The following is a 26645-nucleotide window of genomic DNA, read 5'->3' as shown; positions in this document are numbered from 1 at the left end:
ACGAGCTCAGAGTGTGTAGCGGATCAGCCGCGAGCTGTTTCCGACCACGGCGACGGACGAGGCATTGTGCAGGACGGCGGCGAGGACCGGGGAGAGGGCGCCGCCGGCGCTGACGAGCAAACCAATGGCGTTGACAGCGATGGACATTCCGTAATTTTGCGCGATGACGGCGACGGCGTGTCGGCCGAGGTCGCGGACATCGAGGAGCCGGTCCAGATCGTCGCTGGCGAGCGCGACGTCGGCCGTCTCGACGGCCACATCGGTGCCGGCCAACCCCATCGCGATCCCGATGTCCGCGGCCGCCAGCGCCGGGGCGTCGTTGGTGCCGTCCCCGACCATGGCGACGACGTAGCCGGCATGCTGTAGTGCGCGCACCGCTTCGAGTTTATCGTCGGGCATGACCTCGGCGCGCCATTCGTCGATGCCGAGCTCGGCGGCGACCGCGGCCGCGGTGTCCGGGTGATCGCCGGTCAGCATCACGATCCGTTTGACCCCGTCAGCGCGGAGTTTACCCAGCACGGCGGCGGCATTCGGTCGGGCCTCGTCGCGGAGGCTGATCAACCCGACGAGGGTTCCGTCGACGGCCAACAGGAGCGGGGTTTCCGCCTGGCTGCGGAGCCGGCTGACCCACTCGGCGGCCTCGCCGGTGACGGTGATGTTCTCGGTGCGCAGCAGCGACGGGCTGCCCAGGAGGAGGATGCGACCGTCCGCGATGGTCCGCATCCCGAGTCCGACGAGGACCTCGCATTCCTCGTGCGGAGGAATCTCGATGTGCCGTTCCTCAGTGCTACGAATGACGGCGGCGGCCAGAGGGTGGCGGGAGTGGATCTCGGAACTGGCGGCGTAGGCGAGCACTTGCTCCGGTGTCCAGGCGTCGTCGAACGCGACGATGTTGGTCACCACCGGCCGCCCGACGGTCAGGGTGCCGGTCTTGTCGAACACCACCGCATCGACGCGGCCGGCGTGTTCGAGGTGCGAGCCGCCCTTGATGAGAATGCCGCGGCGGGCACCGTTTCCGATGGCCGCGCTGATCGCGGTCGGGGTGGACAGGCCGACGGCGCAGGGGCACGCCACCAGCAGCATCGTCATCGCCCGGCGCACATCGCGGGTGAGCAGCAAGGTCACCGCCGACAATACGAAGGAGGCAGGCACGAAGCGGCGGGAGAAGTTCTCTCCGACGGTCTGGATCGGGGCCCGATCCTCCTGGGCCTGCTCGACCCGGGTGATGATGCGTCCGATGGTGGTGTCCTTGCCCACGGCGGAGGCGGTCACCACGAGGCGACCGCGGATGAGAACGGATCCGGCATGGACACGATCGCCGGTCTCGATGCTGACGGGCAGGATCTCACCGGTGATCGCCGACTGGTCCACGATGGCGTGACCGTCGACAACGATTCCATCGACCGGGAGGGCCACGTGGTCGTGGACGATGACCTCGTCGCCGACCTCGAGTCGCTCGACGTCCACCGACACCTCGGAGCCGTCGGCGAGGCGCACCCAGGCGGTGTCCTGCGTTCCGGTCAGCAGATCCGAGATCGCCCGGCGGGTGCGGCGCAGGGTCAGGTCCTGCAGGTACTCCCCGATGTTGAGCAGCCACAGCACGGTCAGGGCCACCACGTTCTCCCGGAGCACCAGGCTGGCGATGGTGGCCGCCGATACCAGCGCATCGGTTCCGGCGGAGCGTTTTCCGACGAGCGAACGCAGCGCCCCGCGCAGGAACGGGTAGCCGGTGAAGACGGTGGCACCGGTCGCGACAAGACGGCCGGTGGTACCGAGCATCGGTGGGCGGCGCAGGGCGTACCGGCGGAAACCCAGCAGGGTCAGGGCTGCGCCGCCGATCGCCATGCGCAGGACGTCGCCGTTGGTGACGTCCGCCGATCGGGGCGGCCGATGCGGAACGTGTGATGGGGAGGTCTTCTGCCCGGTGGCGATTGCGTCGAGGATTTCGTGCAGGTCGGCTCGTGTGCGGGAGTACCAGATAACGACCGCTGCGGTGCGTGGGTAAGCGTGGACCGCCCGCACCCCGGAGATCATGGTGACGGCGTCCTCGACGGCGACTGCCCGTCCGGGGCTGGATTTGAGCCAGTCTGCCTGGATCCGGAGGCGCCCACCGGCATGGGCCACGACCCGCAAGCCTTCCGGCAGGTCGGCATCGGTCAGCGCACCGGTGGGTGCGGGGGCGGCGCCGACGTCAGTGAGCGTGCCCATGCCCATGCCCATGCCCGGGTTCGGTGGGCAGGGATGCCTCCTCGCCGATCCGCTCCTTGGCTTCTGCCACGACATCGGAGACCGCGAGCCGGGCGGACTCGGCGCCTTCTTCGGCCTTGCGGACCCCGCGCAGGCCCCAGGCCGTCGCCGTCACCGCGGCGCCCCGCACCGGGGTCTTTCCGACGAGTTTCTTCACCCCTTCGTATGCGGCTACCCCGACCGCGCCGGTCACGACCGTCGACGCAGCCTTCACTACCAGTGCGTGCAACATGAACCCACTTCTCGTCACGGATCCCGTGCCCGCACCCATGTGCCCGAGCCGGCAGGACCTCTCTACCGGGGACTTGCGTCCCATGCTAGTTCGCGCAGCGCCGCTCGACCTGCACAAAGAGGGAACGGCCTTTGGCTACTTTTGGCGGCTGCAGCTTGTGGCCTGTGGGCTGCCGCGCACCGGTCGCGGCGCACCGGATGATCGTCGTTCGTGCATGTCGATGACCTCGTCGGCGACGGTCTGTACGACGTGGGCGTCGTGGCTGATCACCATCAGGGAGATCCCCCGGGTTCGGGTGAGTTCGGACAGGATGTCGAGCACGCGCCGCTGCGAGACGGGGTCCAGGCCGGTGGTGATCTCGTCGCAGATCAGGACCGACGGGTCCACCGCCAGTGCCCGCGCCAGCGCGGCGCGCTGCGCTTCACCACCGGAGAGGGTGGCGGGGCGTGCGAGCGCGATCGTCCGATCCAGGCCCACCTGCTCCAACGCGGTGTGGGCCGCCGCTGCTGCCTCCGCGGTCGTGGCGCCGCGCAGCCGTACGGGTCCGCGCACGATCTGTTCCCACACGCTTCGGTACGGGTCGAAGGCCGCTTTGGCGTCCTGGAAGACGTACGCGATCGCGGCGATGTCGCGGCGGGTGCGGTTGTATATCGTTTCTGCCAGTGGTCGGCCGTCGAGGAGGACCCGGCCGGCCGTGGGCCGGTGCAGGCCTGCGACGACTCGGGCCGCGGTGGTCTTGCCGCAGCCGGAGGGACCGACCAGGGCCACGCATTTCCCCGGATCAACCGAGAGTGAAAGATCCCGCAGCACCGGGGTGGTGCGGAAACCGGCCGAGACGGCGTCCATCGTCAATCGGGTGCTCACCCTCGTGGTGGGGCGGTGGGTCCGGCTGGGTCGCACCGCTGGGGACTGCGCCTGAACCAGCGCCCGGGTCTGCTCCTGCGCCGGCGCCTCCAACACCCCGGTCTCACCGGTTTCGATCACCCGCCCGTCTGCCATGACGATCACCTGCTGGGCCACCGCCCGCACCGCGTCCAGGTCGTGCGTGAGCAGCACGACCGTCAGACCCTCACCCGCCAGCCGGGCGATCTCGTGAAGGACGGCGGCCCGGTTCGCCGGGTCCTGCCCGGTGGTCGGTTCGTCCGTGATCAGGCAGGTCGGGTTCGTCAGCAGGGTTTGGGCGATGACCAGGCGTTGCTGTTGACCACCCGAGAGTTGGTGCGGGTAGCGGCGCAGCATGGCCGGATCGCTCGGGAAGCCGGACCGCTGCAGTGCTTCGGGCACCGACACCCGGTGTCCCGCCCGGTGGGCGGCGCGTTCGATGTCACGGAGCACGGTGCCGATCCGCAGAACCGGGTTGAGCACCGAGGATGGTTGCTGCGGTACATAGCCGAACCGCACCCCATCTGCGCGCACGTCGTCAGTGGTCACCTCGACGCCGGGCCGGTGCTCGCCCATCAGGGCGAGTGCGGTGGTGGTCTTTCCGCTGCCGGAGCTGCCGATGATCGCGGTGACGCCACCGTCGGGGATGTCGAGGTCGACGCCCGCGACGAGGACCCGGTCCGGGGTCCGCGCGGTCAGTCCGCGTACCCGGATGGCGCTGCGCCGAGTGGGTTCGGCGACGGTCACCGGCACTGCCTCGGCCACCGGCACTGTCTCGGTCATCTCGAACTCCTCGGGGAGAACTCTCGCGTCACCGAGCGGGCGCCCGCGTCGAACAGCAGATTCACGCCCATCGCCAGCGCGATGATCATCACCGCGGGGACGACGACGCCCCAGGGCACCAGGGTGATGCCGGCGCGGTTGCGGTCGATCATCACCGCCCAGTCGGTGCCGGCGGAGTCCACGGTCAACCCGAGGAAGCTCGCGGAGGCGACCAGGTAGATGGCGCCGACGAACCGCAGTCCGGCGTCCGCGGCGAGCACCGGGAGCAGCGACCGCCCCAGGTAGCCGATGTTTCGGCGCCACCACGTTTCGCGTTGCAGCCGTAGCGCCTCCATCGCCGGGGTGTGCGCCGTGTGCAGGGCCGAGGCCCGCACCAGACGCGCCGCGTCCGGGAACAACAGGACCGCCACCGTCACCGCCAACACCACCGCGTCGGCGTCGGTGAGCGCGACCACCAGGAGCAGCAGCATCATCGAGGGAAGCGAGAGCAGCAGATCCAGCGGGCGCATCAGCGACTCGTCGACCATCCGGCGCCGCGCGGTCGCCGCGGCCACCCCCCACGGCACCGCGAGCAGGTAGGTCAGCAGGACCGCCGCGGTGGCCACCAGCACCAGCGAACGCCCGCCCAGGAGGAGCTGTGTGAACACATCGCGCCCCTCGGAATCGGTACCGAGGAGCCACTTTTCGCCGAGGGTGAACGCCGGACCGCGGGCCGCCGGTTCGGCAACCAGCGGTCCCAGGACCGCGATCAGCAACGGGACGGCGGTGAGCAACAGACCGACGAGGTAGCGCGACTTCGGAAGTCGGCGCCGGGCGACCTCCGGTCCGAGGACGGTCATGCGGCCTCCCCTGCGGTGGGGTTGAGCCGGAACGCCGCGATGTCCGCAATCGTGTTCACCGTGACGGTGACCAGGGCGAACAGCGCCACCAATCCCATCAGCAGCGGGAGGTCGCGGCTGCTGACAGCGCTGACCAGGACCTGACCCAGTCCACCGAGCGCGAAGACCGCTTCGACGACCACGACCCCGCCGAGCAGCCAGTCCGCCACGCGGGCGAGATGTTGGACGGCGGGGGTGAGCGACCCGGGCAAGGCGTGCCGCCACACCACCCGACGCAGCGGCACCCCCAAACGCACAGTGTGCCGGATGTGTTCGGAGTCAAGGGTGGTGATCATCGAGGCGCGCACCAACCGCGACAGCGAGCACACCGGCCGGATCACCAGCACCGCCACCGGCAGCACCCATAGCTCCGGCTGCCACAGCAGCGGCCCGCTCGCCCCGACCGCAGTGGGGGCGAACACCCCCAACCCCACCGCGAACACCGCGACCAAGATGACCGCCAGGGCGAACTCCGGCGCCGCGTACAGGGCCACGGCCACCCCGGAGACCGTCCGGTCGACCCGGCGGCCCCGTCCGACCGCGGCGGCTACCCCCAGCAGCACCGCCAGCGGAATGAGCACCATCAGTGCGAGCGTCGCCAGGGTGAGCGTCGGTGCCAGTGCCGCGGACAGAATCTCGGTGACCGGGCGGCCGGAGACCGCCGAGGTGCCCAGATCGCCTCGGAGCAGGCCAGCCATCCAGTCACCGAATTGGGTGAGCAGCGGTCGATTGAGCCCGAGGGTTTCCCGCAGCTGCGCGATCCGCTCCGGGTCCGCATCATCGGCGGCGATCACCACCGCGGCGTCCCCCGGTAGCGCCGCCGCCACCGCAAAGACGCCGCCGAGCACCCCCAGCACCTGGGCCAGGCCGAGCGTGACCCGTACCCCGGCGTACCGGGTGAGGATCACGACAGCCAGGCCTTGTCGAAGCGGGCGTAGCCGAGGGTGTTGGAGGGTGCGTTCTGCGCCATGCCGGCCAGGTTCGGGGCGAGTCCGTGCAGGCCGTCGGAGAACCCCCACACCAGTAAGCCACCCTCGCTGTGCAGCTGCGCTTGCATCTGCTGGTAGGCGCGGGCGCGCACCGCGTCGTCGGTGCTTTCGCTGGCGGTGGCGAACAGGGCGTCGAAGTCGGGTCGGCGCCACTGGGTGTAGTTCTTCGACGAGGTGGACAGCATCCGCTGTGCCAGATGGGTTTCGATGGGCATGGCCCCGGACCGGAAGCTCGACAGCACCCCCTCGTCGAGGGTCCGCGTCCAATACGTGGAGCCTTCACCGACTTTCACGTCGATCTTCAGTCCGGCCCGTCCGGCTTGTTCGGCGAGGATGTTGGCGGCTTCGACGAATCCGTTGGTGGCGCTCGTGGTCTGCAGCTCGATGGTAGTGTTCTGCGCTCCGGCCTTGCGGATCAGCGCCTTCGCCTCCTCCAGGTCCAGGTGGCGCTGGGCCAGGTCGGCGGCGTAGTACTTGGTGTCGCGGCCGAACAGGTCGTTGCCCACCACCCCGGTGCTGCCGAGCACGGTGGAGACCAGTTCCTCGCGGTCGACCAGGGCGAACATCGCCCGGCGTAGGTCCAGGTTGTCGAACGGCGGTCGGTCCACCTTCATCGCGAACCCCGACATCGCACTGCGGGGTGAGCGGAGGATCTGCACCCTCGCGTCGTGTTCGTAGGTGCGCGCCGAAGTGACCCCGAGGTCATCGGCGTACTCCACCTGCCCGCCGAGCAGGGCGTTGATCCGCGCGGTCTCGTCCGGGGCGGTGAGGATTTCGAGTTCCTGCACGTGCGGGGCGCCGTCCCAGTAGTCGGCGAATCGGGCGGCGACGAACGAGCGGCCCGGCTCGAACGAGGTGAACGTGAACGGGCCGGACCCGACCGGCCGGGTGAAGTCGGTGGCGCCCTCAGGGATGATGTACGCGCCGAACGCGGCCAGCACGTTCGCCAGGTCACCGCAGGGCCGGGCGCACACGAATTCGATGCTGCGATCATCGAGCTGGCGGGACCGGGCGATGTCGATCACCTCGAGCGAGGCCCGCGGTCGCAGCGCGTTCTTCGGGTCCAGGATCCGCTGGTAGGAGTACAGCACGTCCGCCGCCCGCACCGGCCTGCCGTCGTGGAACACCGCCGGGCGCAGCCCCACCGTCCAGGTGGTGGCGTCGACGTTGGGGCGCCAGGCGATGGCCAGCCGTGGCACGGGACCGAGGTCGTCGCCGTACTCGACGAGCTTGTCGTAGAGGGCGTTCGAGCGTGCCACGTCGGCGTACAGGTTCGCCTTGTGCGGATCCAGCACTTCCTGCGCGCCGCCGCCGGCGAACACCGCCCGCAGCCGGCCGCCCTCGCGGGGCGCGGCGGTCGCCGCGGTGGTGCTGTCGCCACCCGTGCTGCAGGCACCGAGCAGTACGGCGCCGGTCGCGGCGGCGCCCAGGCCGAGGAACGAGCGCCGGTTTAGGACCGGCAGTGGGGACATCGGTGATCGGGGGGCCGGATTCATCGGGTGTATCTCCTTGACAGGGGAAGGAAGAGAACGGTGGTTGCCGGCTGAGCGCGGGCTGGGTCAGATCGCCTGCGCGATGACGTGCAGCCGGTCCCCCGACATCAGGCTCTCACCGAGGTCGGGGAGGGCGCCTGGGGCGGATCCGGTCGGCCAGCCGGCATCGGTCCGGGGGCCGGGCGTGTCGAACATCGCCCGCACCGCGAACCCGGCGCGGCGCAAGTGCCCGGTCAACTCCAGCGGGAACAGCAACCGCCACGCGGATGTCTGGACGAGTTCGTCGGCGGTATCGGGGATGCGCCAGTGCCGGCGCCGGCGGAGCAGTTGGGCGGCGTGGTCGATCCACAGGGTGGTCTCCGCCCGCCAGGTACGGCCCTGCCACGAGAAGAACGAGTGAGTGGGGTGGTCGAGCAGCTCGGTGTTGCCGAGAAAGAACGCGCCGTTACGCATCTCCGCCACCAGCAACCCACCGGTGCGCAGGTGGGCACGGCAGCAACGCAGGCACGACTGAAGCTCGCTGTCGGTGTGGCAGTACAACAGGGAGCTGTCCAGGCAGATGACCGCGTCGAGTGTCTCGTCGACCTGGAAGTCCCGCAGGTCGCCCAGCGCCGCCGTCACCCCCGGATAGAGTTGCCGCGCATAATCCACCATCGCCGCCGACTGGTCGAGTCCGACACAGCGGTATCCGCGGCCGGCCAGATAGCCGAGATCGCGGCCGGTCCCGCACCCCAGGTCCAGCACCGCGGCGGGCCGGGTGGGTGAGCACGGAGCGACGTCCGGCAGATACGCCTGCAGGACGTCGTCGACGAACCTCGCCGCCGTGCGGTCGGGGTCGGGAAACCGCGCCTCGTACAGCGCCGGGTTGTCGGTCAACAGATTTCGGGCCTCGGCAGCGGTCATGGCCGCGCTCCGACCGGGTCGGCCAGCAGACCACGGCGCTGGAGCAGCCACACTCCGGCCGCCGATCCGAGCCCGAGCGCGATGCACACCAGCGCACCGGGCCACCCGGATCCAATGTCGATGCCGTACCCGATCAGGGCGTTGCCCCCGGCGGCCACGATCCCGGACACCAGATAGAACATCCCGAACAAGGTTCCGGAGATCCGTGAATCCCCATACGCCGGAATCAGTTCCATCACAAACGGTTGTGCGATCATGATCCCCGATCCAAGGACCAGGGCGGAGAGCACCAACGCGGCCAACGCGGCCACGACCCGCCAGAGCTCAGCTCCGGGGTCGGCCCACAGCACCGGCAGCAGCACCACGAACGCGCCGCCCATCAGAGCCAACCCGGTGGTGATCGCGGTGCCGCGGCTGGTCCGGCTATCGAACCACCGGGTCAGGCGTACCTGGAACAGCAGGCTGAAGACGGTGGTGGACAGGAACACCGCCGCGACCGCCCCGCCCCAGTCGGTGATCCGCCCGGCCAGCACCGGATACACCAGATACATCTGCGTCTGCAGGGCGAACATCCCGAGCATCGCCAGGGTGAACAACACGAAGCGGCGATTGGCCACCACCACCCGCCAGCCGCGGAGCACCGTCGTCTCGGCGGGTTCCACGGGGTGGGCGGGCAGGAACCGCATCTGCGCCAGGGTGAGCGCGGCGAAGATCACCGCCGACGCAATCGCGACGGTGCGGAAGTCCACCGCCAACAACGCGCTACCGATCAGCGGCCCGGACAATGCCCCGGCCTGGGCGAAGACGTTGAACACCGCGAACGCCTCCGCCCGCCGGGTGGGTTCGGCGACCGCGATGTAGGAGCGCACCGCCGGGTTGAACAACGCCCCCGCCAGTCCCGACAGGATCGACGCGAGCAACAGCAGCAGCACACTGGTGCCGAAAGCGAACACCGCGAACCCCACCGACCGCAGGGCGCAGCCGGCGATGATCACCCGGTGCGGCCCCAGCCGGTCGGCGGCGGTGCCGCCGATCAGGAACAATCCCTGCTGGCTGAGGGTGCGGACCCCGAGAACCAGGCCGGTGATCGCCAGGGACAGGCCGAGGTTTCCGGTCAGGTGCATCGAGAGATAGGGCACCAGCATGTAGAAGCCGGTGTTGACGCCGTACTGATTGAGCACCAACAACTGCACCGACCGGGGGAAGCTGCGCAGCAGCGCGAACGTCCCGGGCTTCGAGACGAGTTCGGTCATCGCGGTTCCTCACTGTCTTGTCGGTGCACGCCGAGACCGGGCCGCCCGCTCGGACGCAGCACCCCGTCCTCACCGCCCAGCCCGGTCCACGGGTCCCGGGCGAGCAGCAGGTGACCGTCCAGGTCACACCACCGCGCAACCGACGCCAGGTGCACCGCCGGCGCGATGCTCAACGAACTACTCGCCAGGCAGCCGAGCATCACGTCCATCCCACGTTCCCGGGCGGCGGCGGCGAGCCCGTGGGCACGGTAGATTCCGCCGCACTTGGGCAGTTTGATGTTCACCGCATCCGCGAGCCCGTCGAGGTCGTCCAGGTCGGGCAGGGAGTGGACGGCCTCGTCCGCGATCACGGGCACGTCCGTGCGGCTGCGCAGCTCACGCTGTCCGTCTCGGTCCGACGCCGGAAGCGGCTGCTCGAGTGCGACCACCGGCAGTCCGCGAGTATCCGCGAGCACCCGCAGCGCGGTCGCCGCCGTCCACGCTTCGTTCGGGTCGACGATCAGTTCGGCATCGGGTGCGGCCGCGGCCACCGCGGCGAGCCGCCGAACCGACGCGGCCTGGTCAGCATCGGTCTTCACCTTGAGCAGCCGAAATCCCTGGGCCATCAGGGAGGTAGCCTCGGTGGCCATCGCCTCGGGTGTTCCGATCCCCAACGTCCGGGTGATGGGAACCTCGGTCCGCAGTGGCAGCCCGAGATGAACAACAAGAGGCTGGTCGTCCGTGCGTGCCCGCAGTTCCGCGACCGCCGACCACACCGCGGCAGCCACCGCCGGATGCACCGCCGCGAGCGCGCGGTCCAGATCGGCGCCGTCGCGGCCGCAGTGCTCCCGGGCGTGGTGCAAGTGCTCCTCGATCCGGTCCACATCCAGCTGTGCGTGGGGTGAGGTGACGACTTCGCCGCGGCCGAAGTGGTCCGAATCCGGGCCGGTCACCGTCACGGTCACGGCTTGCCGGGTGGACATGACACCACGACTGATCCGGAACGGATGCGTGAGTTCGAGGGTGTCGACGGTCCAGGTCAGTCTCATACTGCGGATACCTCCGCCTTGTCGGTGAAAGGGTGCGGTGATCGCACTGTTCGGCATCGGGTCCAGCACGCGGTGGGGTCGTGGCAGTCGTCGATTTCGTGGGGTGAGGCGCGGGGCGGGTCGAGGAGACCGCGACGGCGGCACCAGTCGTCGTCGAAGATGCTGCGCAGGTAGCGGTCCGGGCCGTCCGGGAAGATGGTGACCACGGTGCCCGGCCACCGGGCGGCCGCCCACCCGGCGACGGTCGCCGCCGCACCGGTGGACCATCCGCCGGTGTGGAAACCGCCGCGGGCCAGGCCGCGGCAGGCGTGCACGGCCTCTCGTGGACCGACCCAGTGCACCTCGTCGAACATCTCGTAGCGCACATTCCCGGGGTGCACGCTGCTGCCCAGTCCGCGCATGACGCGGTGCGTGGCGGGTTGACCGAAGATCGTCGATCCGAGCGCGTCGACGCCGATGATCCGCAGGTCCGGCCATGCCTGCCGCAGCCTCAGCCCGACCCCGCTGCTGTGCCCGCCGGTGCCGACACTGCACACCAGCACCTCGGCCCGGTCGACCCCCGCCTCCGCGAGTCCGGCGACGATCTCATCGGCCAGTCCGTAGTAGCCGGCCGCATTGTCCGGGTTGTCGTACTGATTCGGCCAGTACGCGCCCGGATCCACTGCCAGGAGGCGGTGCAGGGTGTCGAGACGGGCCTGCTGCCACCCGCCCGTGGGATGCGGTCTCTCGACGATCTCGAGGGTCGCGCCCAACGCCCGCAGCAGATTCCGCATCGGCGGTTCCAGTTCACGGTCCACCACCAGCGTCACCGGGTGGCCCAATGGTTGCGCCACGTACGCCAAACCCACGCCCAGGGTGCCACTGGTAGATTCGACGATCCGCGCGCCCTCGCGCAACTCCCCGCGCCTGCGGGCACCGATCAGCATCGACAGCGCCGAGCGCGCCTTGAGGCCGCCGAACCCGAGAGACTCGATCTTCGCGAAATAACCCGGATGCGGCTGCGGCACCGCGGTGTGGATGTGCACCAACGGGCTGTGACCGACCCGTGCGAACGGTTCGATCACGGTCATCGGCGACACACCGCCCGGTAGAGGTAGAGCCGGCTCGTCTCACCCGTCAGCCAGAAGAACGGATACGGCTCCGCCGAGAGGGCATCGACACCGCGGCCGAGCAGCTCGCGGGCCACCGCCGCCCCACTCTGCGCAAACAGGGTGACCGGCACCGGCCGCCCGCTGGCCGCCACCGATTCGAGGAGCCGGTCGAAGCTGCCGTTGCCGAGCATCATCCCGCTCGCCAGCACCGCATCACAATGGTCGAGGACCTCGGCGAAGTCGGTGACGATCGGCTCACCCCACTCCGTGGTGCCGCCCTTCAGATCGCACGGCGCATACCGCACACCGCGCTCGCGCAGGCAGGCGAGCAACGAGTTGACCACCCCGATCACCAACACCCGCCCGCCCCACGGTGCGTCGACCAGCCCCGTCACCGCCTGCGCCCGGGCGAGCGATCGCTGCAACGAATCCCCCGGCTCCACCTGCACTGTGTCCGCGCGGGCATCGGACGCGTGCGGGCGCAGGTGCGCAAGGTAGGCGTCGAGGGCTGCGACCTGAACCGAACGTTCGTGGTGGCCGAGTAACTCGGCGACCGGCACGCCGGCGCAGGCGTGCACCACCTCCGGATCGACCGACCCGGGCTCGACCGCACACGAACCCGTCGCGGCGCCCACCCGCAGGCTGATCACCTGATTGCGGTAGCCGCCGCCGCGCCCGGTGTGCCGAACACCCTGAAAGGTGGTGAAGGCCGTCGACACCGTGACGCCGCCCGCGGAATTCAGGGCCGGGTCGGTGCGGTAGCGGTCGAGCAGCGCGGCGACGGCACCGGTCTGTGCAGAGGCGGTCACGGTGTGGGCTCCGCGCCGTAGCTGACCGAGATCGACGACAGCAGGGCCTCGGCGAGCGGCCGGGCCCCGGCCCGCTCGGAGGACACGGTCACCACGGAGCCCAGATAGCTGTTGTTGTCCTCCCCCACCGTCGTTCGGTGTCCCGGCGCCTTGAACACCGACGCCACCACCGCCGGATGATCAGCGAGCGCTCCGACGCCGTGCAGGTCGGTGAGGACTCCCACCTCGGTCGGTACCAGCATGCTCACTGCGGCGCTCGAGGGCCTCGCCGCGCCCTGTCCGGGGTCCGGGGCAGCGGCGGGTTCGCGGCCGAGGGCGAGTTCGACCGCGACCGTCGGCAGGTTGATGCCGGTGACGTGCCGGATCAACTCGGTGATCTGATTGCCCGCGGGGCGCGGGTTGATCTCGATGATCCGCGGCCCGGCCGCGGTCAAGCGGAGTTCGGTGTGCACCACCCCGTGATCGAGCCCGACCGCGACGATCGCGGCTTCGGCGGCGGCCACCAACTGCGAGCGGTCCTGCTCTGTCAGCTCGGCGGGAAACATGTGCCCGGTCTCGACGAAACCCGATGCACCGCCCAGGCTCTTGTCGGTCACCCCGACCGTGCGCACCTGCCCGTGCCGAATCCAGCTCTCCACGCTGAACTCTCGGCCGTCGAGCAATTCCTCGAGCAGTATCACCGGTTCGCGTCGTTGCCCGCGCGCGTTGACCTCGAATCGGCGCAGGTCCCCGGCTGCGGCTTCGACTGTCTTCCAATCGCCGGCGCGGCGCACGAACATCCCCGCGCACAGATCGGTCGGCTTGACCACCAACGGGAAACCCACGGTCTCGGCCGCGGCCCGCAGCGCCGCCCGGTCGTCGACGGGCGCCGTGGCGTGGCGGGGCCCCGGGATGCCGGCCCGCTCCAACGCCGCACGGGTGCGGGCCTTGTCGCAGGCGATGTCGACCGCCTCCGGTGTGGGACCGGGAACCCCCAGCTCGGCGGCGATCGTCGCGGCCGTGGGCAGGTAGTAGTCGCAGCTGGTGAGGACACCGTCGAGCGGCGCCTCCGCGTGAATCCGGCGGGCCGCGTCCAGGGCCGCGGCCGGGTTGTTGGTCTCGGCCGTCACCACGGCCCGGCCCGAGCGGAGTGGATGCGGGGAGCCGTCCGGTAGAGCGTCCGGGTAGTGCTCCGGTCGCCTTGTCAGGAAGGTGAACTCGACCCCCAGGTCGGCGATCGCCCTCGGCAGCAACGTGCCCATCGCACCGACCCAGCTCTCCACCAGCAACAGGTGTGCCACACGTGTCCTTCCGCTTGCGTGTTCCGAACAACCGACCCCGCAAAAGCTACTGACAATCGTTATCGTTAGCAAGATGGAGTTCCGGAACGCCGTTCGACGACCTCGCACGTTCGGCCGCGTCGTCCACGCGTCGACCGTGGCCCTGACCACCCTCAGACTGGCGAAGCTGACCACCCCACTGTCGCCGCCGGGCCCGCAGCCGGCGCGAGGATCGCTCAGCGCCGCCGAGGCCCTCCGACAGCTGTCACCGACTCATCAGGCGCCGACAGACAACACCCCCATCCCGCTCTGGCACAGGGCCATCGGTGGACCTCTTTCTTCGATGCGTGCTTGGCCATACACACCGAAGATCCCGATCGCCCTCTCTACGTCGGAGCCGCGCCGCTCAGACCGCAGGCGCGCCTTCCGGCAACAGCTCAGCCGAGATCCTTGGCTCCGAAACCGTGGTCGAGTCCGTGTGACCCTGCTGCAGATTCTCTGCGAAAGTCCGAGGAGATGGAGCGCGAATCGTTGAGACCGTCTTCACCGCAGCGGCTTCCACTACTTCCTCCGCGGACGCCGGACCCGCCTCCGCCCGATCCGCGAGGGCAGACGCGGTCGCCGCCCCTACAACCAACTCTTCATGCGGTGAGCGAACCGGGCGGGCAGCGCCCTGATCCGGGTCGGACACCGGAGGCTTGACAGCGACAATCCTAGACATTTATTGTCCAGATATGCAGATGAGTCGAGGCGTCGAGTGGGCGGTACACACACTGCTCAACCTCGCCTGGCTGGGAACCAACGAGCCGGTCTCCACCGCCGACCTCGCCGCCGGCCATGACCTGCCTCCCGCGTACCTCAACAAGCAACTGCAACTGTTGGTCAAGGCCGGCCTGCTCAGCTCGACCCCGGGGGTGCGGGGCGGGTTCCGGCTGATACGGTCCCCCGAGTCGATCACCATGCTCGACGTGGTGGACGCCATCGAGGGGACCGGCCCGGTGTTCCGGTGCGCGGAAATCCGCCGGTGCGGTGTGATCGGTACCCGCAGTCGCGCAGCCGATTTCACCACCGCTTGCGCGGTCAACAGCGCCATGGGCCGCGCCGAGGTGGCGTGGCGGGACGCGCTCGCCGCGCAGACACTGGCGGCCGTGAAGGCAGGGGCCGAGGCGCATGCCCCCACCGTGCCCTCGGTGGTGCAGCGCGTCCTCGGACACGACTGACCGTTCGATCCCCCTTTCCCTTTTTCGCGCGCGGTGATCCGGGCGCCTACTCAGGAGGTAATTCTGGATGAAAAGTATCCTGGTTATTGGTGGCGGTTTCGCCGGTGTGTGGAGCGCCGCCGGCGCCGTCCGGGTCGCCCGCGCACACGGCGTCCCGGCGTCGGAGCTGACCGTGACCCTGGTCAGCAGCGGTGACGACCTGGTGATCCGGCCCCGGCTCTACGAGGCCGACCCGGAATCGATGCGGGTGGCCCTGGACCGGGTCCTCGGACCCATCGGCGTCCGGCGGATCGCCGCAACCGTCACCGACATCGACACCACCACCCGCACGGTCACCGCCCTCGGACGCGACGCCCACCCCCTGGCCCTCGATTACGACCGGCTGGTCCTGGCTACCGGCAGCCAACTGGTGCGCCCCACGCTGCCCGGCAACCAGCATCTGTTCGACGTCGACACCCTGACCGGTGCTGCCGCCCTCGACCACCACCTGCGGCGCCTGCCCGAACGACCCGCCCACGCCGGACAGTTCACCGCCGTCGTCGTCGGTGCCGGCTTCACCGGCCTCGAGATCGCCACCGAACTGACCGGCCGACTCGACGAACTGACCCCCGACGGTTCCCGGCCGCGGGTGCTGCTGGTGCAGCGGACATGCGAGCTCGGACCCGAACTCGGACCCGGGCCCCGCCCACACATCACCGCCGTGGTCGACGAACTCGGGATCGAGAAGCGCCTGAACACCACCGTAGAGAAGGTCACCGCCGACACCGTCACCCTCTCCGACGGCGAGGTGATCCCCGCCGCGACCGTCATCTGGACCGCCGGCATGACCGCCAGTCCCCTGACCGCCCGCATCCCCGGCCAGCACGACAGGCTGGGCCGCCTCGCCGTCGATCAATACCTGCGGGTGGCGGGCGTCTCGGACGTCTACGCCGCCGGCGACACCGCCGCCGCCGAAGCCGAGGCCGGTCACACCGTCATGCAGAGCTGCCAGCACGCGGTCCCGTTGGGCAAAACCGCCGGACACAACGTCGCCGCCGGATTGCTGGGCCTGGAACAAGTCCCGTTCGCACCGGACCCCTATGTCACCTGCCTCGACCTCGGCCCAGCCGGTGCCGTCGTCACCGCAGGCTGGGACCGCACCGTGCAAACGACCGGGCCCGAGGCCAAACAACTCAAACAACAGATCAACGCCGACTGGATCTACCCACCCATCGACGACGCCACCACCATCTTGACGCTCGCCGACTACCACACCACCTGGCCCACCGCCGACGTCAGCGCCTGACCGACGCCCCGACAGGGTCGGATCGCCACCTCGATGCGTGCCTGAATAGTCGGCGAGTCGACTGTCCGCACCCCGGATATCCCCGCGTCAACGGCGCAGACTTTCCCCGGTGGGACACGACGCAGCTCCCGAGATCAGCGGTCCGACACGGGTACACAGTGGATACGGACGAATTATCGGAAGCACATGTCACAACGCGGTTACCCTGCGGCACAGGGACACCCCTCAAGGAGCTGCGATGAAGGTGTCGCCGCATCCCCCCCGGGGACCAGCGGTCGGCAGTACCCCCTCTACCGGGGCGATTGTCGATGCGCGTGGCCACTCGACGGGGCAGCGTGGTGGCGATCATCGACGAGGTTCTCGTGCACGCGGCGGACAACTGATGCTGCAAGTCTCAGCCGATCGTGCCGACACCACTGATGCTGTCCCTCCCACCCCGGATCCGTCGACGACAGGCGATTCGGCCGTTGACCACTGCCCCCACGGTGCCCGACCACCCTAAAATCGCCCGCAGCGGGCAGGGATGGGGAGAAATCAAGTCAATGCGCCGCATACGTCAGCATCTGCGGTTGAGCATCCGCTTCCGTTTCGGTCTCGGTTGGTTCCGACTTCCTGGTGTCGGTGAGCCACCGGGACAGGAGGTGTCCGATCGTGTCCGGTCGCTCCAGCGGGGACAGATGCCCACTCTCCGGCACGATCTCGAATCTCGACTCGGGAAGTTGCGCCGCAATGTCGCGCATCGTCTGCACCCCGCACAGAGCGTCTTGTTCCGCGGCGAGGACCAGGCTGGGGCACCGGATGTGGCGCAGAGCGTCGCTGTAGTCGATGCGCGATTCCTGCGCGTGCAGTTGAGCGCGCAGGCGTTCCTCTCCGGTGTCCTGGGCCATGGCCAGGACTCGCGAGGCCAGCGTGGGGTCCGCTGTGAGGGAGTGCGTGGACACGAGCTGGGACAGGAGGCGTTGTTGTTCCGATACGGCCGATGCGCCGTTGTCGAGTCGGGTGGCCGCCTCCTGCCACCCGCGGAACTGGTCCGGCCGTGGGGACCGTGCGTTCGTGGAGAGCAGGGCGAGGCCGGTGATGCGCTGCGGTGCAACCGTGGCCAGGTGCATGGCGACGATGCCGCCCAGGGACAGGCCGATCACCGTGAACTTCGGGGGCGCGCTCGCCAGGATGTTGTTCGCGATCGACGAGATCGAATTCCGTTCTAACACGGCGTGATGGATGCGGGCTCGGCGGGGGAACTGGGTGACGACACCGGCCCAGAGCTGTTCGGTGCACAGCATCCCGGGCAGGAGCACCACATGGTGGGGCTCGGCGTGGTCCGGCTCGGTGGTGTCAGTCATCCTCGGAGCTCCGGGACACCACCGACCAGGGTGCGACGTACCCGTTGGCGTCGAAAGCGACGTCCTTGTCGCGGGCACGTTCGATCACTTCCAGGTCCCATTGGATCCGAACGCGGCCGTCGCCGCCGTTGACGACCACGATCTCGCCGTCGCCGTCGTCGAGTTGTTCGAAGCGGCGCCATGCTCCGGCGGGAATGGACAGGGTGTCGCGGGGGTCGAGGACGACGGTGCGTTCGTCGGCGCCGGTGTTGAGGGTGATCTTCCATTTCCCGCTGCGGACGATGAGTGCCTGCGGGGCGTCGTGCCGGTGTTGCAGTAGGCCTTCACCGGTGTGGGCGCGCAGCCATGCGAGGTTGAACCCGTGGGGGTTGTAGACCCGGGGTTCCTGGTTGCGGTCTTCGGTCATGCCGAAGCCGATGACGAGCGCGAGCTGGGCCTGACCGCCGGGCAGGGTGCTGCACAGGAACGGGCGGTCGGACCATACTCGGTCGTCTTCGGTGGTGACCCGCCGCCGCATCTGCTCGGGGGTGTAGGGGCGCAGTGCGTCGATCTCCTGTTGCGGCATCGGCCGGATCAGGTCGACGTCGGCGGGCTCGCCGTCGGCGGATTCGACGAGTTCGTTGTCCCGGGTCAGGTAGAGCCCGTAGTTCGCCGCGTCGCGCAGCACCGAGGGACCCCAGAGGATGCCGCCGGTGTCGTCCATGCCGAGGACGGTGAAGAGCCAGCCGTCGTCGGGGCCGATGTTGGTGAAGCCGCGGTAGATCCACGTCGGGACGGTCACGACGTCGCCGGCGGTGGAGTGGTAGTCGCCGGCGTTGCCGTCGACGCCCCAGCGGAACAGCCATTCGCCGCTGAAGTTGAGGAAGACCTCGGCGGTGAAGTGCATGTGCAGGTTGTTGGTGATGCCGTGCGGCATGGCGGCGGCGCCGACGTTGAAGCCGTGCGGCTCCCGCAGGTTGATCACCTGATCGGAGTTCTGTGAGACCCCGGATCCGATGAGGGCGTAGTTTTCCTTCTTGTCCGATCCGGGGGTCTTGCAGTCGATGAAGGCCTGGTTGCAGCTGACCAGGTCGGCGCGGCGGATCGTTCGGCGGTCGAGTTCTTGCTGGGTGACGATGGTGTTCACGGGTCGACTCCTCGCGAGGTTCGGGTTCAGTTCGGGATGGTCAGGCAGGCAAGCAGTTCCGCGTCGGTCGGGTCGAGTTCGATCGTCAGCGCGGTCCAGCTGCCGTGCAGTTGTTCGACGGTGCGGCAGCCGATCACCGGGACGGTGGGGATGTCGCAGTCGATCAGCGCGCGCAGCGCGAGCGCGGTGGCTTCGACCGCGTACTGGTCCGCGAGTCGGTGCAGGCGGTCCGCGGTGCGGGTGTTGTCGGGGGTGTCGTAGCGTTCGACCGACTCGGGCAGTGCTGCGGTGTTCCGCATCTTGTCGAAGTAGCCTTTGGCCTGGGCCGAGTACGGGACGGCCGGCAGCCCGGTGGTGCGGTGGAAGGTGAGAAGGTCCGCGTCCATGTAGGTCAGGTCGGGTGCGACCCGTTCCGGCTTGGGTGCGGCCAGGCTCCATTCGAGCTGGTTGGCGACGAATCCGCGGGCGCCGGTGCGGTGCGCGCAGTCCGCCGCGGCCGTCAGTCTCGCGGCGGAGAAGTTGCTGGCCGCGTAGTACCGGATCGCACCCTCGGCGACGAGGGATTCCATGGTGTCGAGGATGTCGTCGATGGGACGGGCCGGGTCGTCCCGGTGCAGGTAGTACAGGTCGATCGGCGCGCCGCCGAGGTTCTGGACGCTGGCATAGGCGTCGGCGCGCAGTGAGGCGGCGTCCAGGCGCGGACCGGCGGGGTGGTGCAGGTCGGGGTGACCGCCTTTGGTGGCGATCACCATGTCTCGTCGGCCGCGGGCCGAGAGCCAGCGCCCCACCGTCTTTTCGCTGCAGCTGCGCTCGACACCGGGCACCCAGTCGGCATAGGCCAGTGCGGTGTCGAGGAAGTTGCCGCCGAGTTCGGCGTATGCGTCGAGAAGGGCAAAGGACTCGTCTGCATCGAGTGCCGAGCCGAACCGGTTGCCGCCCAGGCACAGCCGCGAGACCGTCAAGTCCGTGCCTGCCAGGGCGGCCCGGTCGTGGAGGACGGCGGCCACTACGACTCACCGCCATCAGTAGCTCGGACATCTGCCGATCGGTCCAGGGCGGCCATCTCTTCGAAGGTCTCGAGCATCGACCAGATGTCCTGCTTGCCGGAGCCGCCGGCCTGGCGTTGGGTCATGATCTGGCGTACCGCGGAGGTCAGGGGCATCGGGATACGCTGCTCGCGGGCAGCGGAGAGCACGATGTCGAGGTCCTTGGCGGCGGTGTCGATATCGGACGGTGGATCGTCGAAGTCCCGTTTTTTGAGCATCGGAGCCTTCAGGGCGAGTTGCACGGAGCCGAGCGGCCCCTCAGTGAGGATATCGAGCATCTGCTCGAAGTCCACGCCGCCCTTTTCCCCCAGCGTCAGAGCCTCGCCCATCAGGGCCGCGTACACACCGACGATGGTGCTGTGCACCAGCTTCAGGTAGGCGGCGACCTCGCCGGAACCGACGTAGAGGATCCGCTTGCCCAGCGCTGTCAGGACGGGTTCGGCGCGACCGAAATCGGCGGAGGATCCGGAGGCGAAGATGGTGAGCTCACCGGCCTGCGCCAGCCCGATGCTCCCGGCGACTCGCCCGCGAAGGTAGGCGATGCCCGCCGTCGACAGCGCCGCGCCGACCTCGGCGGACGCGGACGGAGACACGGTACTCAGGTCGCAGTACAGGTGTCCGGGCCGGGCGCCGTGCACGATCCCGGACTCCCCGAGCGTCACCTGTCGCAGCACTGCGTCGTTCATGATGATGGAGAGGCTGATATCCGACGCTGCGGCCACCGCGGCGGGCGAGTCGGCGATCTGCGCCCCGCGCGCGGCAAGCGGTTCACACTTGGACCGATCGATGTCGTACACGACGACAGGGTGGCCGGCTGCTACGAGGTTTCCGGCCATCGGACCGCCCATGCGTCCCAGTCCGATGAAACCGATTACGGGTGATCTGTCCATACCTGGAGACCGTACTGCGAAAACCACCCAAGGTCAACCGGTCGACCAATTTTGATACGTGGGCAGGTAGCCACGAGCTCCCCGGGCCTCTAGTGGCCGATTGTGTTGGCCAGGTTGCGGTTTGCGCTTCGCATGTGGGCGAACATGGCCGCCCGCGCGGCCTCCGCGTCGCCCTCTTCGATGGCTTCGAAGATCGGCAAATGTACCGAGAGCGAGGATCGGGTCTCCCCCGCCGCGGTGATGACCCGGTTGGTCCAGACCTGCAGGAGTGAGCGGATGCTCGAGAGCACACCCGCCAGCACCGTATTACCGCTGAGTTCGGCGATCTTGAGGTGGAACTGGACGTCGGCGGCGATGTAGCGGGCGAGGTCGGTGTCGGCGTCCTTCATCTCGTCGACGATGGCGCGGAGTTGCGCGAGCCCCTCCGGGGAGCGCCGTTTGGCCGCCAGTCCGGCCAGGATCACCTCGACCTCGGCGCGGGCCTCGGTCAAATCCTGCACTCGGCGTTCACCCAGCAGAAGACCCCATTCGATGATGCGCGGCAACAGATCCGAGCTGGATCCGGCCAGGTAGGTTCCGTCACCCTGGCGCACATCGAGCAGCCCGAGGAGGGTGAGCGATTTGAGGGCCTCCCGCACAGCGGAGCGCCCGACGTCGAGGGTGTCCGACAGCGCTCGCTCGGACGGGATCTTCCCGCCGGGCGGTATCTCCCCGGAGAGCAGGAATTCGATGAGACGATGCGCCAATTCGACGCTCGCCGGTTGCCGGCGTTCGACCTTCGCCAGCATCGATCCGACCTGCTGAGACATGACCCAGCCCACCCTTCGAGTTCACTGGAACGAGCGCACGACCGTCATGTGCCCGACCGGTCGACCATACTACGAGAAGTGGGCACCGGGGCATAGCGCCCCGATGCCCACATGATGCGGTCAGTTGTCGTAGGTGGCGTCGGCGAGTCGGGTGCCCTTGGTCTCCCGGAACCCGAGCGTCACACAGAGCAACGAGATGAGCGCGATGGAACACACGTAGATCGGGACGGACCAGATGGTGCCGGTGACCGAGTTCAGGAAGGTCGCCACCAGCGGTGCGGTACCACCGAAGATGCCGAATCCCAGGTTGTAGGCCAGGGCGCTGGCACTGTAGCGGACCTTGGTGGGAAACATCTCGGCCATGCTCACGGTCAGCGCCACCGAGATCAGCATGATCGGAATGATGTAGATCAGCTGGGCGATCAGCGCCGCGGTGAAGGTGTGCGCCAGCAGCACCCGGAAGGCGAGCGGAACGCAGACCAGGGTGGACAGACACGCGGCGATCAGCATGGGCTTGCGGCCGAGTCTGTCGACCAACAGCCCCGAGACGACCAGGCACGGGATCAGCACGCCGAGTGCGATGAAGTTCGCCGCCAGCGCCTGCTGCTTGGGCATGTTGATCGGGTCGCCCTGCAGGTAGCCGGGCAGGAAGGTGGCCCAGGTGTAGGAGAGCACGGCGTTGGTGATGGCGAAGCCGGCGAAGATGAGGATCGGCTTCCACTGGGTCCGGAAGGCGTCGAGCAGTGGTGCCTGGGAGATCTTTTCTTCGTGCCGGCCCTCGGCGATGGCCAGTTTCTGCTCTTCCTGCAGGCGGCGGAATTCCGGGGTCTCGGGGATGCGCAGCCGCAGGAACAGGCCGAACAGGGTGAGCGGCATCGCGACCAGGAACGGGATCCGCCAGCCCCAGGTTTCCATTTGCCCGTCGGTGACCAGGCTCGCGACCAGCACGGACAGTCCCGCACCGCAGAGCAGCCCGAAGAACACACTGACCGACAGGAAGCTGGTGTAGAAACCGCGCCGTTTCTGGTCGGCGTACTCGACGATGAACGCCACCGCGCCGGCGTATTCACCGCCTTGGACGAGGCCCTGCAACAGTCGGACGATCAGCAGGAACATCGTGGCGGCGAAGCCGACGGTGGCATAGGTGGGCAGCACGCCGATCAGCGTGGTGAGCACACCCATCGAGATGATCGCGACGGCGAGGGCGTTGCGGCGGCCGAGCCGGTCGCCGAAACGTCCGAAGATCATGCCGCCGAAGGGGCGCACCAGGAAGGAGACGGCGAAGCCGGCGTAGACACCCAGCATCGCGGCGGTCTGGTTCTCGCCGGGGAAGAACGAGGCGGCCATGTACGGGGCCAGATAGCCGTAGATTCCGTAATCGAATTGTTCGATGAAGTTGCCGACGGTTCCGGCCAGGATCGGCTTGCGCAGCGATGTCGTGTTCCCATCCGGTGGACGGGGATCTGCCGTGGTGACGGGCGCGGGGGTGGTCTCGCTCCGGGTGGTCATGGTGGGGGCCTCCGAGAATGGTGTGGGCAGTGTATCGGGATCGCCGGTGGATCTGAAGGAGTGTCAGTAGCCGCTGGCGTCGGCGGTGAGGGTTCGGTGGCCGCGCACCGCGTCCAACCGGCGGGTGGCGGCGTCGCGTAGATAGGAGATGTCGTTCCCGGGGGTGATGAGGTCGAGCCCGAGATCGACCAGGTCGCGGGCAGCATCCTCGCCGCCGCAGAATGCGCCGACATACTTTCCCGCGCTGTGGGTGGCCCGGGCGATCACCTCGATCGCCTCACGGACGCGGGGGGAGATTGCGCCGCCGGCCGGCTCCCCGAGGGAGAGGGCGAGGTCGTTGGGGCCGATGTAGATCCCGTCCAGGCCGTCGACGTCGACGATCTCCTCGAGGTTCGCCAGCGCCCGGGACGACTCGACCATCGCCCAGGTCAGGATGGTCTCGTCGGCGAAATCCACGTAGTCGGCGCCGCCGTAGAGCAGCCCGCGGGACGGGCCGAAACTGCGCGTGCCGGCCGGTGGGTATCGGCAGAACGACACGAACTCGGCGCAGGCGGGTGCGTCGTCGATCGAGGGGCAGATGATCCCGTAGGCACCCGCATCGAGCAGCTTGCCGATCTCCGCGGAATCGCGGGACGAGCACCGCACCATGGGTATGGCGGGCCCGGCCGAGACTGCCTGCAGCAGATCGATCGCGGTGTCGATCCCGAACATGCCGTGTTGCAGGTCGACGGTGACGCTGTCGAAACCCATGTGCGACAGCGCTTCCGCGGCGTATGTACCACCGTTGGAAATCCAGGCGTTGGCTGCGACGGCGCCACCGGCCATGGTGGTGCGCAGAGAATTGGGGCGCATGTGCGGCCTCCTGATGAGTGAACGAGTCTGGCTGTTAGTCTAGGTAGATTGGTCTTCCGGTCGACCACTACGGGTGAGGTTCTATGGCGTCCGCGGTGGGGCGGCCTCGGGCCGCCCCACCGCGAACCCGTCAGGTGGTGGCCGGTTCTTCGCCCTGGGCGCGCTTGATCTGGGACAGGAGGGCGAGTTCGTCGTAGATGCGCCATTCCTTGTAGATCTTGTCGTCGCGGAACTGGAAGTGCGAGACCCCGAAGATTTCCACCGGAGTGCCCGTGACCGGGCCGTACTGCGGGACACCGCTGTAGGTGCCGTTCAGCACCCACAGGATCGACACCCGGGTGCCGTGGAAGGGGTCTTCGTTGAACGCGACGTCATAGATTTCGACCTGCGCGTCCGGGAAGGGACCGAAGAGGTGATCGAGTTCGGTCTTGTAACCGTCGTCGCGGGCATGGGTGCGGTGCCGGGTGGTCTCGATGACGATGTCGCGGCTGAAATAGCTGGGCACCAGGTTGCGCAGGTGCTGATTCCACACCTCGTCGATCATCGCGACGACGCGGGCATCCTCCTCGCGTCCGTGCTGCGGGCGCTTGCCGGACACCCCCTCGAGCAGCGGATTCGCGGGGGCGGCGCCGAGAAGTTTTCCAGCCTTCTCCCCGAGGAGCCCGGCGCTCGGGGCGAACGCGATCTGGCGGGCGATGGCGTCGATGTCGTGGCCGGACTGTTCGACCACCGCCCACTCGTCGCGGACCACCCATTCCTCGGCGATCATCGCATCGCGCACCAGGCAGACGGCGATGTTGCGGGAGGAGGTGTGTTTGAAGGTCGGGGGTCCGTACTGCCAGAAGCCTTCCTGCTTGCCGCAGTTGACGATCCGGTGCGAGCTGATCCAGCTGTTCTCGTCCCGCGTCTCCCAGATGACATCCTCGCCGGTGAACAGCCGGTGCGGATAGGCGGCGTTCTTCTGCAGGCACGCCTTGATGATGGGTTCGTTTCCGACGATGGTGCCGTAGGCGCCGTGCACCTTGATGTCGGGCAGGTAGTGCTCGCGGATCTGACCCATCCCGCGCGGCTCCCAGATCCGATCGGTCCACGAGAGGATGTAGTCCTCGGGATCGTCGTAGGGCGCGTACGCCGACGGCTTCAGCTCGATCATGATGCTCCGTTCCAGCAGGTCGTTTGTGATCGTGGCCACAGTAACCCCTCCCCGCCAAATTGGTCAACCGCTCGACCAATGCGTTACGGTGGGCTGCATCACGACGGCACACACGCCACCGAGAATCCACATGCAGGAGGACCGCCGAGATGGTGGGACATGGCTTGGTCGAACACCGTTCCCTGACCGATCGAATGATGCAGGCCCGTCGCCGGATCCTGGTCCTCGACGACGACCCGACCGGATCGCAGACCGCGGCCGGCGTACCGATCGCGACGGACTTCTCCGCGGAGTCGATCGAATGGGTGCTGCGCGAGGCCGCACCCACCGGCTTCGTCCTCACCAATTCACGCGCCTTGGACGCGGTCACGGCACGCGAACTCATCGGGGAGATCACCCGAACGGCGACCGAGGCCGCCGACCATCTCGGACTGGACCTGTCGATCGTCAGCCGCTCGGATTCGACGTTGCGCGGCCACTTCCCGCTCGAGGTGGATGCGCTCGCCGCCGCCACCGAGGGTGCTCCCGCGGTGGTGGTGCTCTGCCCGGCCTATCCTGCGGCCGGTCGGATCACCCGCGACGGCCTGCACCTGGTGCGCGCCGGCACCGAGTGGATACCGGTCGGTGAGACGGCATACGCGGGCGACGCCACGTTCGGGTTCACCAGTTCCACCCTGCCGGACTGGATCGAGGAACGCACGCACGGACGCTGGCCGGCGCGCGAGATCCGGGTTCTCACGCTCGCCGACATCCGCGGCGGCGGTCCCACCGGTATCGCTCGCATCATCGGCGAGGCCGCGGCGGCCCGCCCTCCGATGCCGGTCTGCGTCGACGCCGAGACCGAGGCCGATCTCGACATCGTCGCCGCGGGCCTCGAACTGTGCGAGGAGGACGGGGTGCGGACCCTCGTGCGCTGCGGGCCGTCGCTGGCCCGCGCTCGCGGCGGACTGCCCCACAGCGTCCGCGCATCCCGGCACAGCCTGCGGTCCGCACTCGACCGGGCCACCGGCGACCACGGCCTCGTCGTCGCCGGATCACACGTGGCGCTGACCACCGCGCAACTTGCCCATCTCGACACCCTCGCCGACATCACTACTGTCGAACTGCCCACCACCGAGTTGCTCGACCCGACGCGCCGCCAGGATGCCGTCGACGAGGCGGTCCGTCGCAGTGTTGACGCCCTCCGCGAGTGTGATGTCGTGCTGCGCACCGGCCGCACCGTCCAGGTCGGCCACGACGGCGCCGACAGTCTCCGCATCGCCGCCGCGGTGGCGTCGGCGCTCAGGTCGGCGGCCGCCGCCATCGTGGCCACGACCTCACCACGATGGCTCGTCGCCAAGGGCGGTATCACCTCCGCCGACGTGGTCACCGATGTTCTCCGGATGCGGCGGGCGAAAGTCCTGGGCCCTCTTCTCGACGGCATCGTCCCGGTCTGGGTCGACGAATCGGCATCGGGGCCGCTGTGTGTGGTGTTCCCGGGCAATGTCGGAGGCCCGGAAAGCCTGCGCGAGGCGGTCACGCTGCTGCGGGAACTCGACTGACACCGACAACGGCACCGATCACCA

General features: G+C 68.7%; 23 protein-coding genes. 3 read left to right on the top strand and 20 right to left on the bottom strand.

Annotation, left to right across the window (positions count from 1 at the left end; genetic code table 11):
* Positions 1-6: 6 nt before the first annotated feature.
* The 12 genes from WKC72_RS40080 to WKC72_RS40025 all read right to left on the bottom strand — a co-directional run bounded on the left by WKC72_RS40080 (position 7) and on the right by WKC72_RS40025 (position 13868).
* Positions 7-2208 (bottom strand): heavy metal translocating P-type ATPase, encoded by a 2202-nt coding sequence (locus WKC72_RS40080; RefSeq protein WP_370185485.1) that lies wholly within the window; start codon positions 2206-2208, stop codon positions 7-9.
* Positions 2192-2479 carry a DUF1490 family protein gene (locus WKC72_RS40075; RefSeq protein WP_370185483.1) on the bottom strand — a complete coding sequence of 96 codons (288 nt, stop codon included), beginning with the start codon at positions 2477-2479 and terminating at the stop codon, positions 2192-2194. The genes WKC72_RS40080 and WKC72_RS40075 overlap by 17 nt, the downstream gene beginning before the upstream one ends.
* A 135-nt stretch (positions 2480-2614) precedes the next feature.
* Positions 2615-4144 carry an ABC transporter ATP-binding protein gene (locus WKC72_RS40070; RefSeq protein WP_370185481.1) on the bottom strand — a complete coding sequence of 510 codons (1530 nt, stop codon included), beginning with the start codon at positions 4142-4144 and terminating at the stop codon, positions 2615-2617.
* Entirely contained in the window at positions 4141-4983 is an 843-nt protein-coding gene (locus WKC72_RS40065) for an ABC transporter permease subunit (RefSeq protein WP_370185480.1), read from the bottom strand. The genes WKC72_RS40070 and WKC72_RS40065 overlap by 4 nt, the downstream gene beginning before the upstream one ends.
* On the bottom strand, positions 4980-5930 hold the full coding sequence (locus tag WKC72_RS40060; protein WP_370185478.1) for an ABC transporter permease: 951 nt from the start codon (positions 5928-5930) through the stop codon (positions 4980-4982). The genes WKC72_RS40065 and WKC72_RS40060 overlap by 4 nt, the downstream gene beginning before the upstream one ends.
* The gene (locus WKC72_RS40055; RefSeq protein WP_370185476.1) at positions 5927-7507 is read right to left on the bottom strand and encodes an ABC transporter substrate-binding protein; all 1581 of its coding nucleotides are present in this window, start codon (positions 7505-7507) and stop codon (positions 5927-5929) included. Before WKC72_RS40055 ends, WKC72_RS40060 begins: the two co-directional genes overlap by 4 nt.
* A 63-nt stretch (positions 7508-7570) precedes the next feature.
* Positions 7571-8407 (bottom strand): trans-aconitate 2-methyltransferase, encoded by an 837-nt coding sequence (locus WKC72_RS40050; protein WP_370185474.1) that lies wholly within the window; start codon positions 8405-8407, stop codon positions 7571-7573.
* Positions 8404-9660 (bottom strand): MFS transporter, encoded by a 1257-nt coding sequence (locus WKC72_RS40045; protein WP_370185472.1) that lies wholly within the window; start codon positions 9658-9660, stop codon positions 8404-8406. Before WKC72_RS40045 ends, WKC72_RS40050 begins: the two co-directional genes overlap by 4 nt.
* On the bottom strand, positions 9657-10688 hold the full coding sequence (locus WKC72_RS40040; protein WP_370185470.1) for an enolase C-terminal domain-like protein: 1032 nt from the start codon (positions 10686-10688) through the stop codon (positions 9657-9659). Before WKC72_RS40040 ends, WKC72_RS40045 begins: the two co-directional genes overlap by 4 nt.
* Positions 10685-11758 carry a PLP-dependent cysteine synthase family protein gene (locus tag WKC72_RS40035; RefSeq protein ID WP_370185468.1) on the bottom strand — a complete coding sequence of 358 codons (1074 nt, stop codon included), beginning with the start codon at positions 11756-11758 and terminating at the stop codon, positions 10685-10687. Before WKC72_RS40035 ends, WKC72_RS40040 begins: the two co-directional genes overlap by 4 nt.
* Positions 11755-12588 (bottom strand): Rossmann-like domain-containing protein, encoded by an 834-nt coding sequence (locus WKC72_RS40030; RefSeq protein WP_370185466.1) that lies wholly within the window; start codon positions 12586-12588, stop codon positions 11755-11757. The genes WKC72_RS40035 and WKC72_RS40030 overlap by 4 nt, the downstream gene beginning before the upstream one ends.
* Positions 12585-13868, bottom strand: a complete 1284-nt coding sequence (locus WKC72_RS40025) for an ATP-grasp domain-containing protein (protein WP_370185464.1) — start codon at positions 13866-13868, stop codon at positions 12585-12587. Before WKC72_RS40025 ends, WKC72_RS40030 begins: the two co-directional genes overlap by 4 nt.
* A 713-nt stretch (positions 13869-14581) precedes the next feature.
* Between WKC72_RS40025 and WKC72_RS40020 the strand changes: the two genes are divergently transcribed.
* Together WKC72_RS40020 and WKC72_RS40015 are read left to right on the top strand one after the other, a co-directional pair.
* The gene (locus WKC72_RS40020; protein WP_370185462.1) at positions 14582-15067 is read left to right on the top strand and encodes an Rrf2 family transcriptional regulator; all 486 of its coding nucleotides are present in this window, start codon (positions 14582-14584) and stop codon (positions 15065-15067) included.
* A gap of 67 nt (positions 15068-15134) precedes the next feature.
* A complete protein-coding gene (locus WKC72_RS40015) occupies positions 15135-16352 on the top strand; it encodes an NAD(P)/FAD-dependent oxidoreductase (protein WP_370185459.1) in 1218 nt (405 codons plus the stop codon).
* A 539-nt stretch (positions 16353-16891) separates the two neighbouring features.
* Here the strand turns inward: WKC72_RS40015 and WKC72_RS40010 are convergent.
* From WKC72_RS40010 to WKC72_RS39975, 8 genes are all read right to left on the bottom strand, one after another.
* Entirely contained in the window at positions 16892-17695 is an 804-nt protein-coding gene (locus WKC72_RS40010; protein ID WP_370185458.1) for an alpha/beta fold hydrolase, read from the bottom strand.
* On the bottom strand, positions 17688-18821 hold the full coding sequence (locus WKC72_RS40005; protein WP_370185456.1) for a cupin domain-containing protein: 1134 nt from the start codon (positions 18819-18821) through the stop codon (positions 17688-17690). The genes WKC72_RS40010 and WKC72_RS40005 overlap by 8 nt, the downstream gene beginning before the upstream one ends.
* Before the next feature lie 26 nt (positions 18822-18847).
* A complete protein-coding gene (locus WKC72_RS40000; RefSeq protein ID WP_370185454.1) occupies positions 18848-19828 on the bottom strand; it encodes an aldo/keto reductase in 981 nt (326 codons plus the stop codon).
* Positions 19828-20757 (bottom strand): NAD(P)-dependent oxidoreductase, encoded by a 930-nt coding sequence (locus WKC72_RS39995; RefSeq protein WP_370185452.1) that lies wholly within the window; start codon positions 20755-20757, stop codon positions 19828-19830. Before WKC72_RS39995 ends, WKC72_RS40000 begins: the two co-directional genes overlap by 1 nt.
* Before the next feature lie 89 nt (positions 20758-20846).
* Positions 20847-21566, bottom strand: a complete 720-nt coding sequence (locus tag WKC72_RS39990) for a FadR/GntR family transcriptional regulator (protein WP_370185450.1) — start codon at positions 21564-21566, stop codon at positions 20847-20849.
* 120 nt (positions 21567-21686) lie between these two features.
* The gene (locus tag WKC72_RS39985) at positions 21687-23075 is read right to left on the bottom strand and encodes an MFS transporter (RefSeq protein WP_370185448.1); all 1389 of its coding nucleotides are present in this window, start codon (positions 23073-23075) and stop codon (positions 21687-21689) included.
* Positions 23076-23138: 63 nt separating this feature from the next.
* On the bottom strand, positions 23139-23927 hold the full coding sequence (locus tag WKC72_RS39980) for an HpcH/HpaI aldolase/citrate lyase family protein (RefSeq protein WP_370185446.1): 789 nt from the start codon (positions 23925-23927) through the stop codon (positions 23139-23141).
* Positions 23928-24057: 130 nt separating this feature from the next.
* Entirely contained in the window at positions 24058-25119 is a 1062-nt protein-coding gene (locus tag WKC72_RS39975) for an ester cyclase (RefSeq protein ID WP_370185444.1), read from the bottom strand.
* A 110-nt stretch (positions 25120-25229) separates the two neighbouring features.
* On the opposite strand from WKC72_RS39975, the gene WKC72_RS39970 reads away from it, so the two are divergent.
* Positions 25230-26621, top strand: coding sequence for a four-carbon acid sugar kinase family protein (locus WKC72_RS39970; protein WP_370185442.1), 1392 nt, complete (start codon positions 25230-25232; stop codon positions 26619-26621).
* The last annotated feature ends 24 nt before the right edge of the window (positions 26622-26645 follow it).

The sequence above is a fragment of the Rhodococcus wratislaviensis genome (genome assembly GCF_041228765.1).
Classification (GTDB): Bacteria; Actinomycetota; Actinomycetes; order Mycobacteriales; family Mycobacteriaceae; genus Rhodococcus_F; species Rhodococcus_F wratislaviensis.
The sequence above is the reverse complement of the archived record's forward strand: the minus strand, read 5'-3'. Positions and strand labels throughout refer to the sequence as shown.

What these genes read in the sequence shown, in the direction of transcription:
- WKC72_RS40080 (WP_370185485.1), bottom strand. Translation starts at nt 2,208, where the DNA reads ATGGGCACGCTCACTGACGTCGGCGCCGCCCCCGCACCCACCGGTGCG.
- WKC72_RS40075 (WP_370185483.1), bottom strand. Translation starts at nt 2,479, where the DNA reads ATGTTGCACGCACTGGTAGTGAAGGCTGCGTCGACGGTCGTGACCGGC.
- WKC72_RS40070 (WP_370185481.1), bottom strand. Translation starts at nt 4,144, where the DNA reads ATGACCGAGACAGTGCCGGTGGCCGAGGCAGTGCCGGTGACCGTCGCC.
- WKC72_RS40065 (WP_370185480.1), bottom strand. Translation starts at nt 4,983, where the DNA reads ATGACCGTCCTCGGACCGGAGGTCGCCCGGCGCCGACTTCCGAAGTCG.
- WKC72_RS40055 (WP_370185476.1), bottom strand. Translation starts at nt 7,507, where the DNA reads ATGAATCCGGCCCCCCGATCACCGATGTCCCCACTGCCGGTCCTAAAC.
- WKC72_RS40050 (WP_370185474.1), bottom strand. Translation starts at nt 8,407, where the DNA reads ATGACCGCTGCCGAGGCCCGAAATCTGTTGACCGACAACCCGGCGCTG.
- WKC72_RS40045 (WP_370185472.1), bottom strand. Translation starts at nt 9,660, where the DNA reads ATGACCGAACTCGTCTCGAAGCCCGGGACGTTCGCGCTGCTGCGCAGC.
- WKC72_RS40040 (WP_370185470.1), bottom strand. Translation starts at nt 10,688, where the DNA reads ATGAGACTGACCTGGACCGTCGACACCCTCGAACTCACGCATCCGTTC.
- WKC72_RS40035 (WP_370185468.1), bottom strand. Translation starts at nt 11,758, where the DNA reads ATGACCGTGATCGAACCGTTCGCACGGGTCGGTCACAGCCCGTTGGTG.
- WKC72_RS40020 (WP_370185462.1), top strand. Translation starts at nt 14,582, where the DNA reads ATGCAGATGAGTCGAGGCGTCGAGTGGGCGGTACACACACTGCTCAAC.
- WKC72_RS40015 (WP_370185459.1), top strand. Translation starts at nt 15,135, where the DNA reads ATGAAAAGTATCCTGGTTATTGGTGGCGGTTTCGCCGGTGTGTGGAGC.
- WKC72_RS40010 (WP_370185458.1), bottom strand. Translation starts at nt 17,695, where the DNA reads ATGACTGACACCACCGAGCCGGACCACGCCGAGCCCCACCATGTGGTG.
- WKC72_RS39995 (WP_370185452.1), bottom strand. Translation starts at nt 20,757, where the DNA reads ATGGACAGATCACCCGTAATCGGTTTCATCGGACTGGGACGCATGGGC.
- WKC72_RS39990 (WP_370185450.1), bottom strand. Translation starts at nt 21,566, where the DNA reads ATGTCTCAGCAGGTCGGATCGATGCTGGCGAAGGTCGAACGCCGGCAA.
- WKC72_RS39985 (WP_370185448.1), bottom strand. Translation starts at nt 23,075, where the DNA reads ATGACCACCCGGAGCGAGACCACCCCCGCGCCCGTCACCACGGCAGAT.
- WKC72_RS39980 (WP_370185446.1), bottom strand. Translation starts at nt 23,927, where the DNA reads ATGCGCCCCAATTCTCTGCGCACCACCATGGCCGGTGGCGCCGTCGCA.
- WKC72_RS39970 (WP_370185442.1), top strand. Translation starts at nt 25,230, where the DNA reads ATGGTGGGACATGGCTTGGTCGAACACCGTTCCCTGACCGATCGAATG.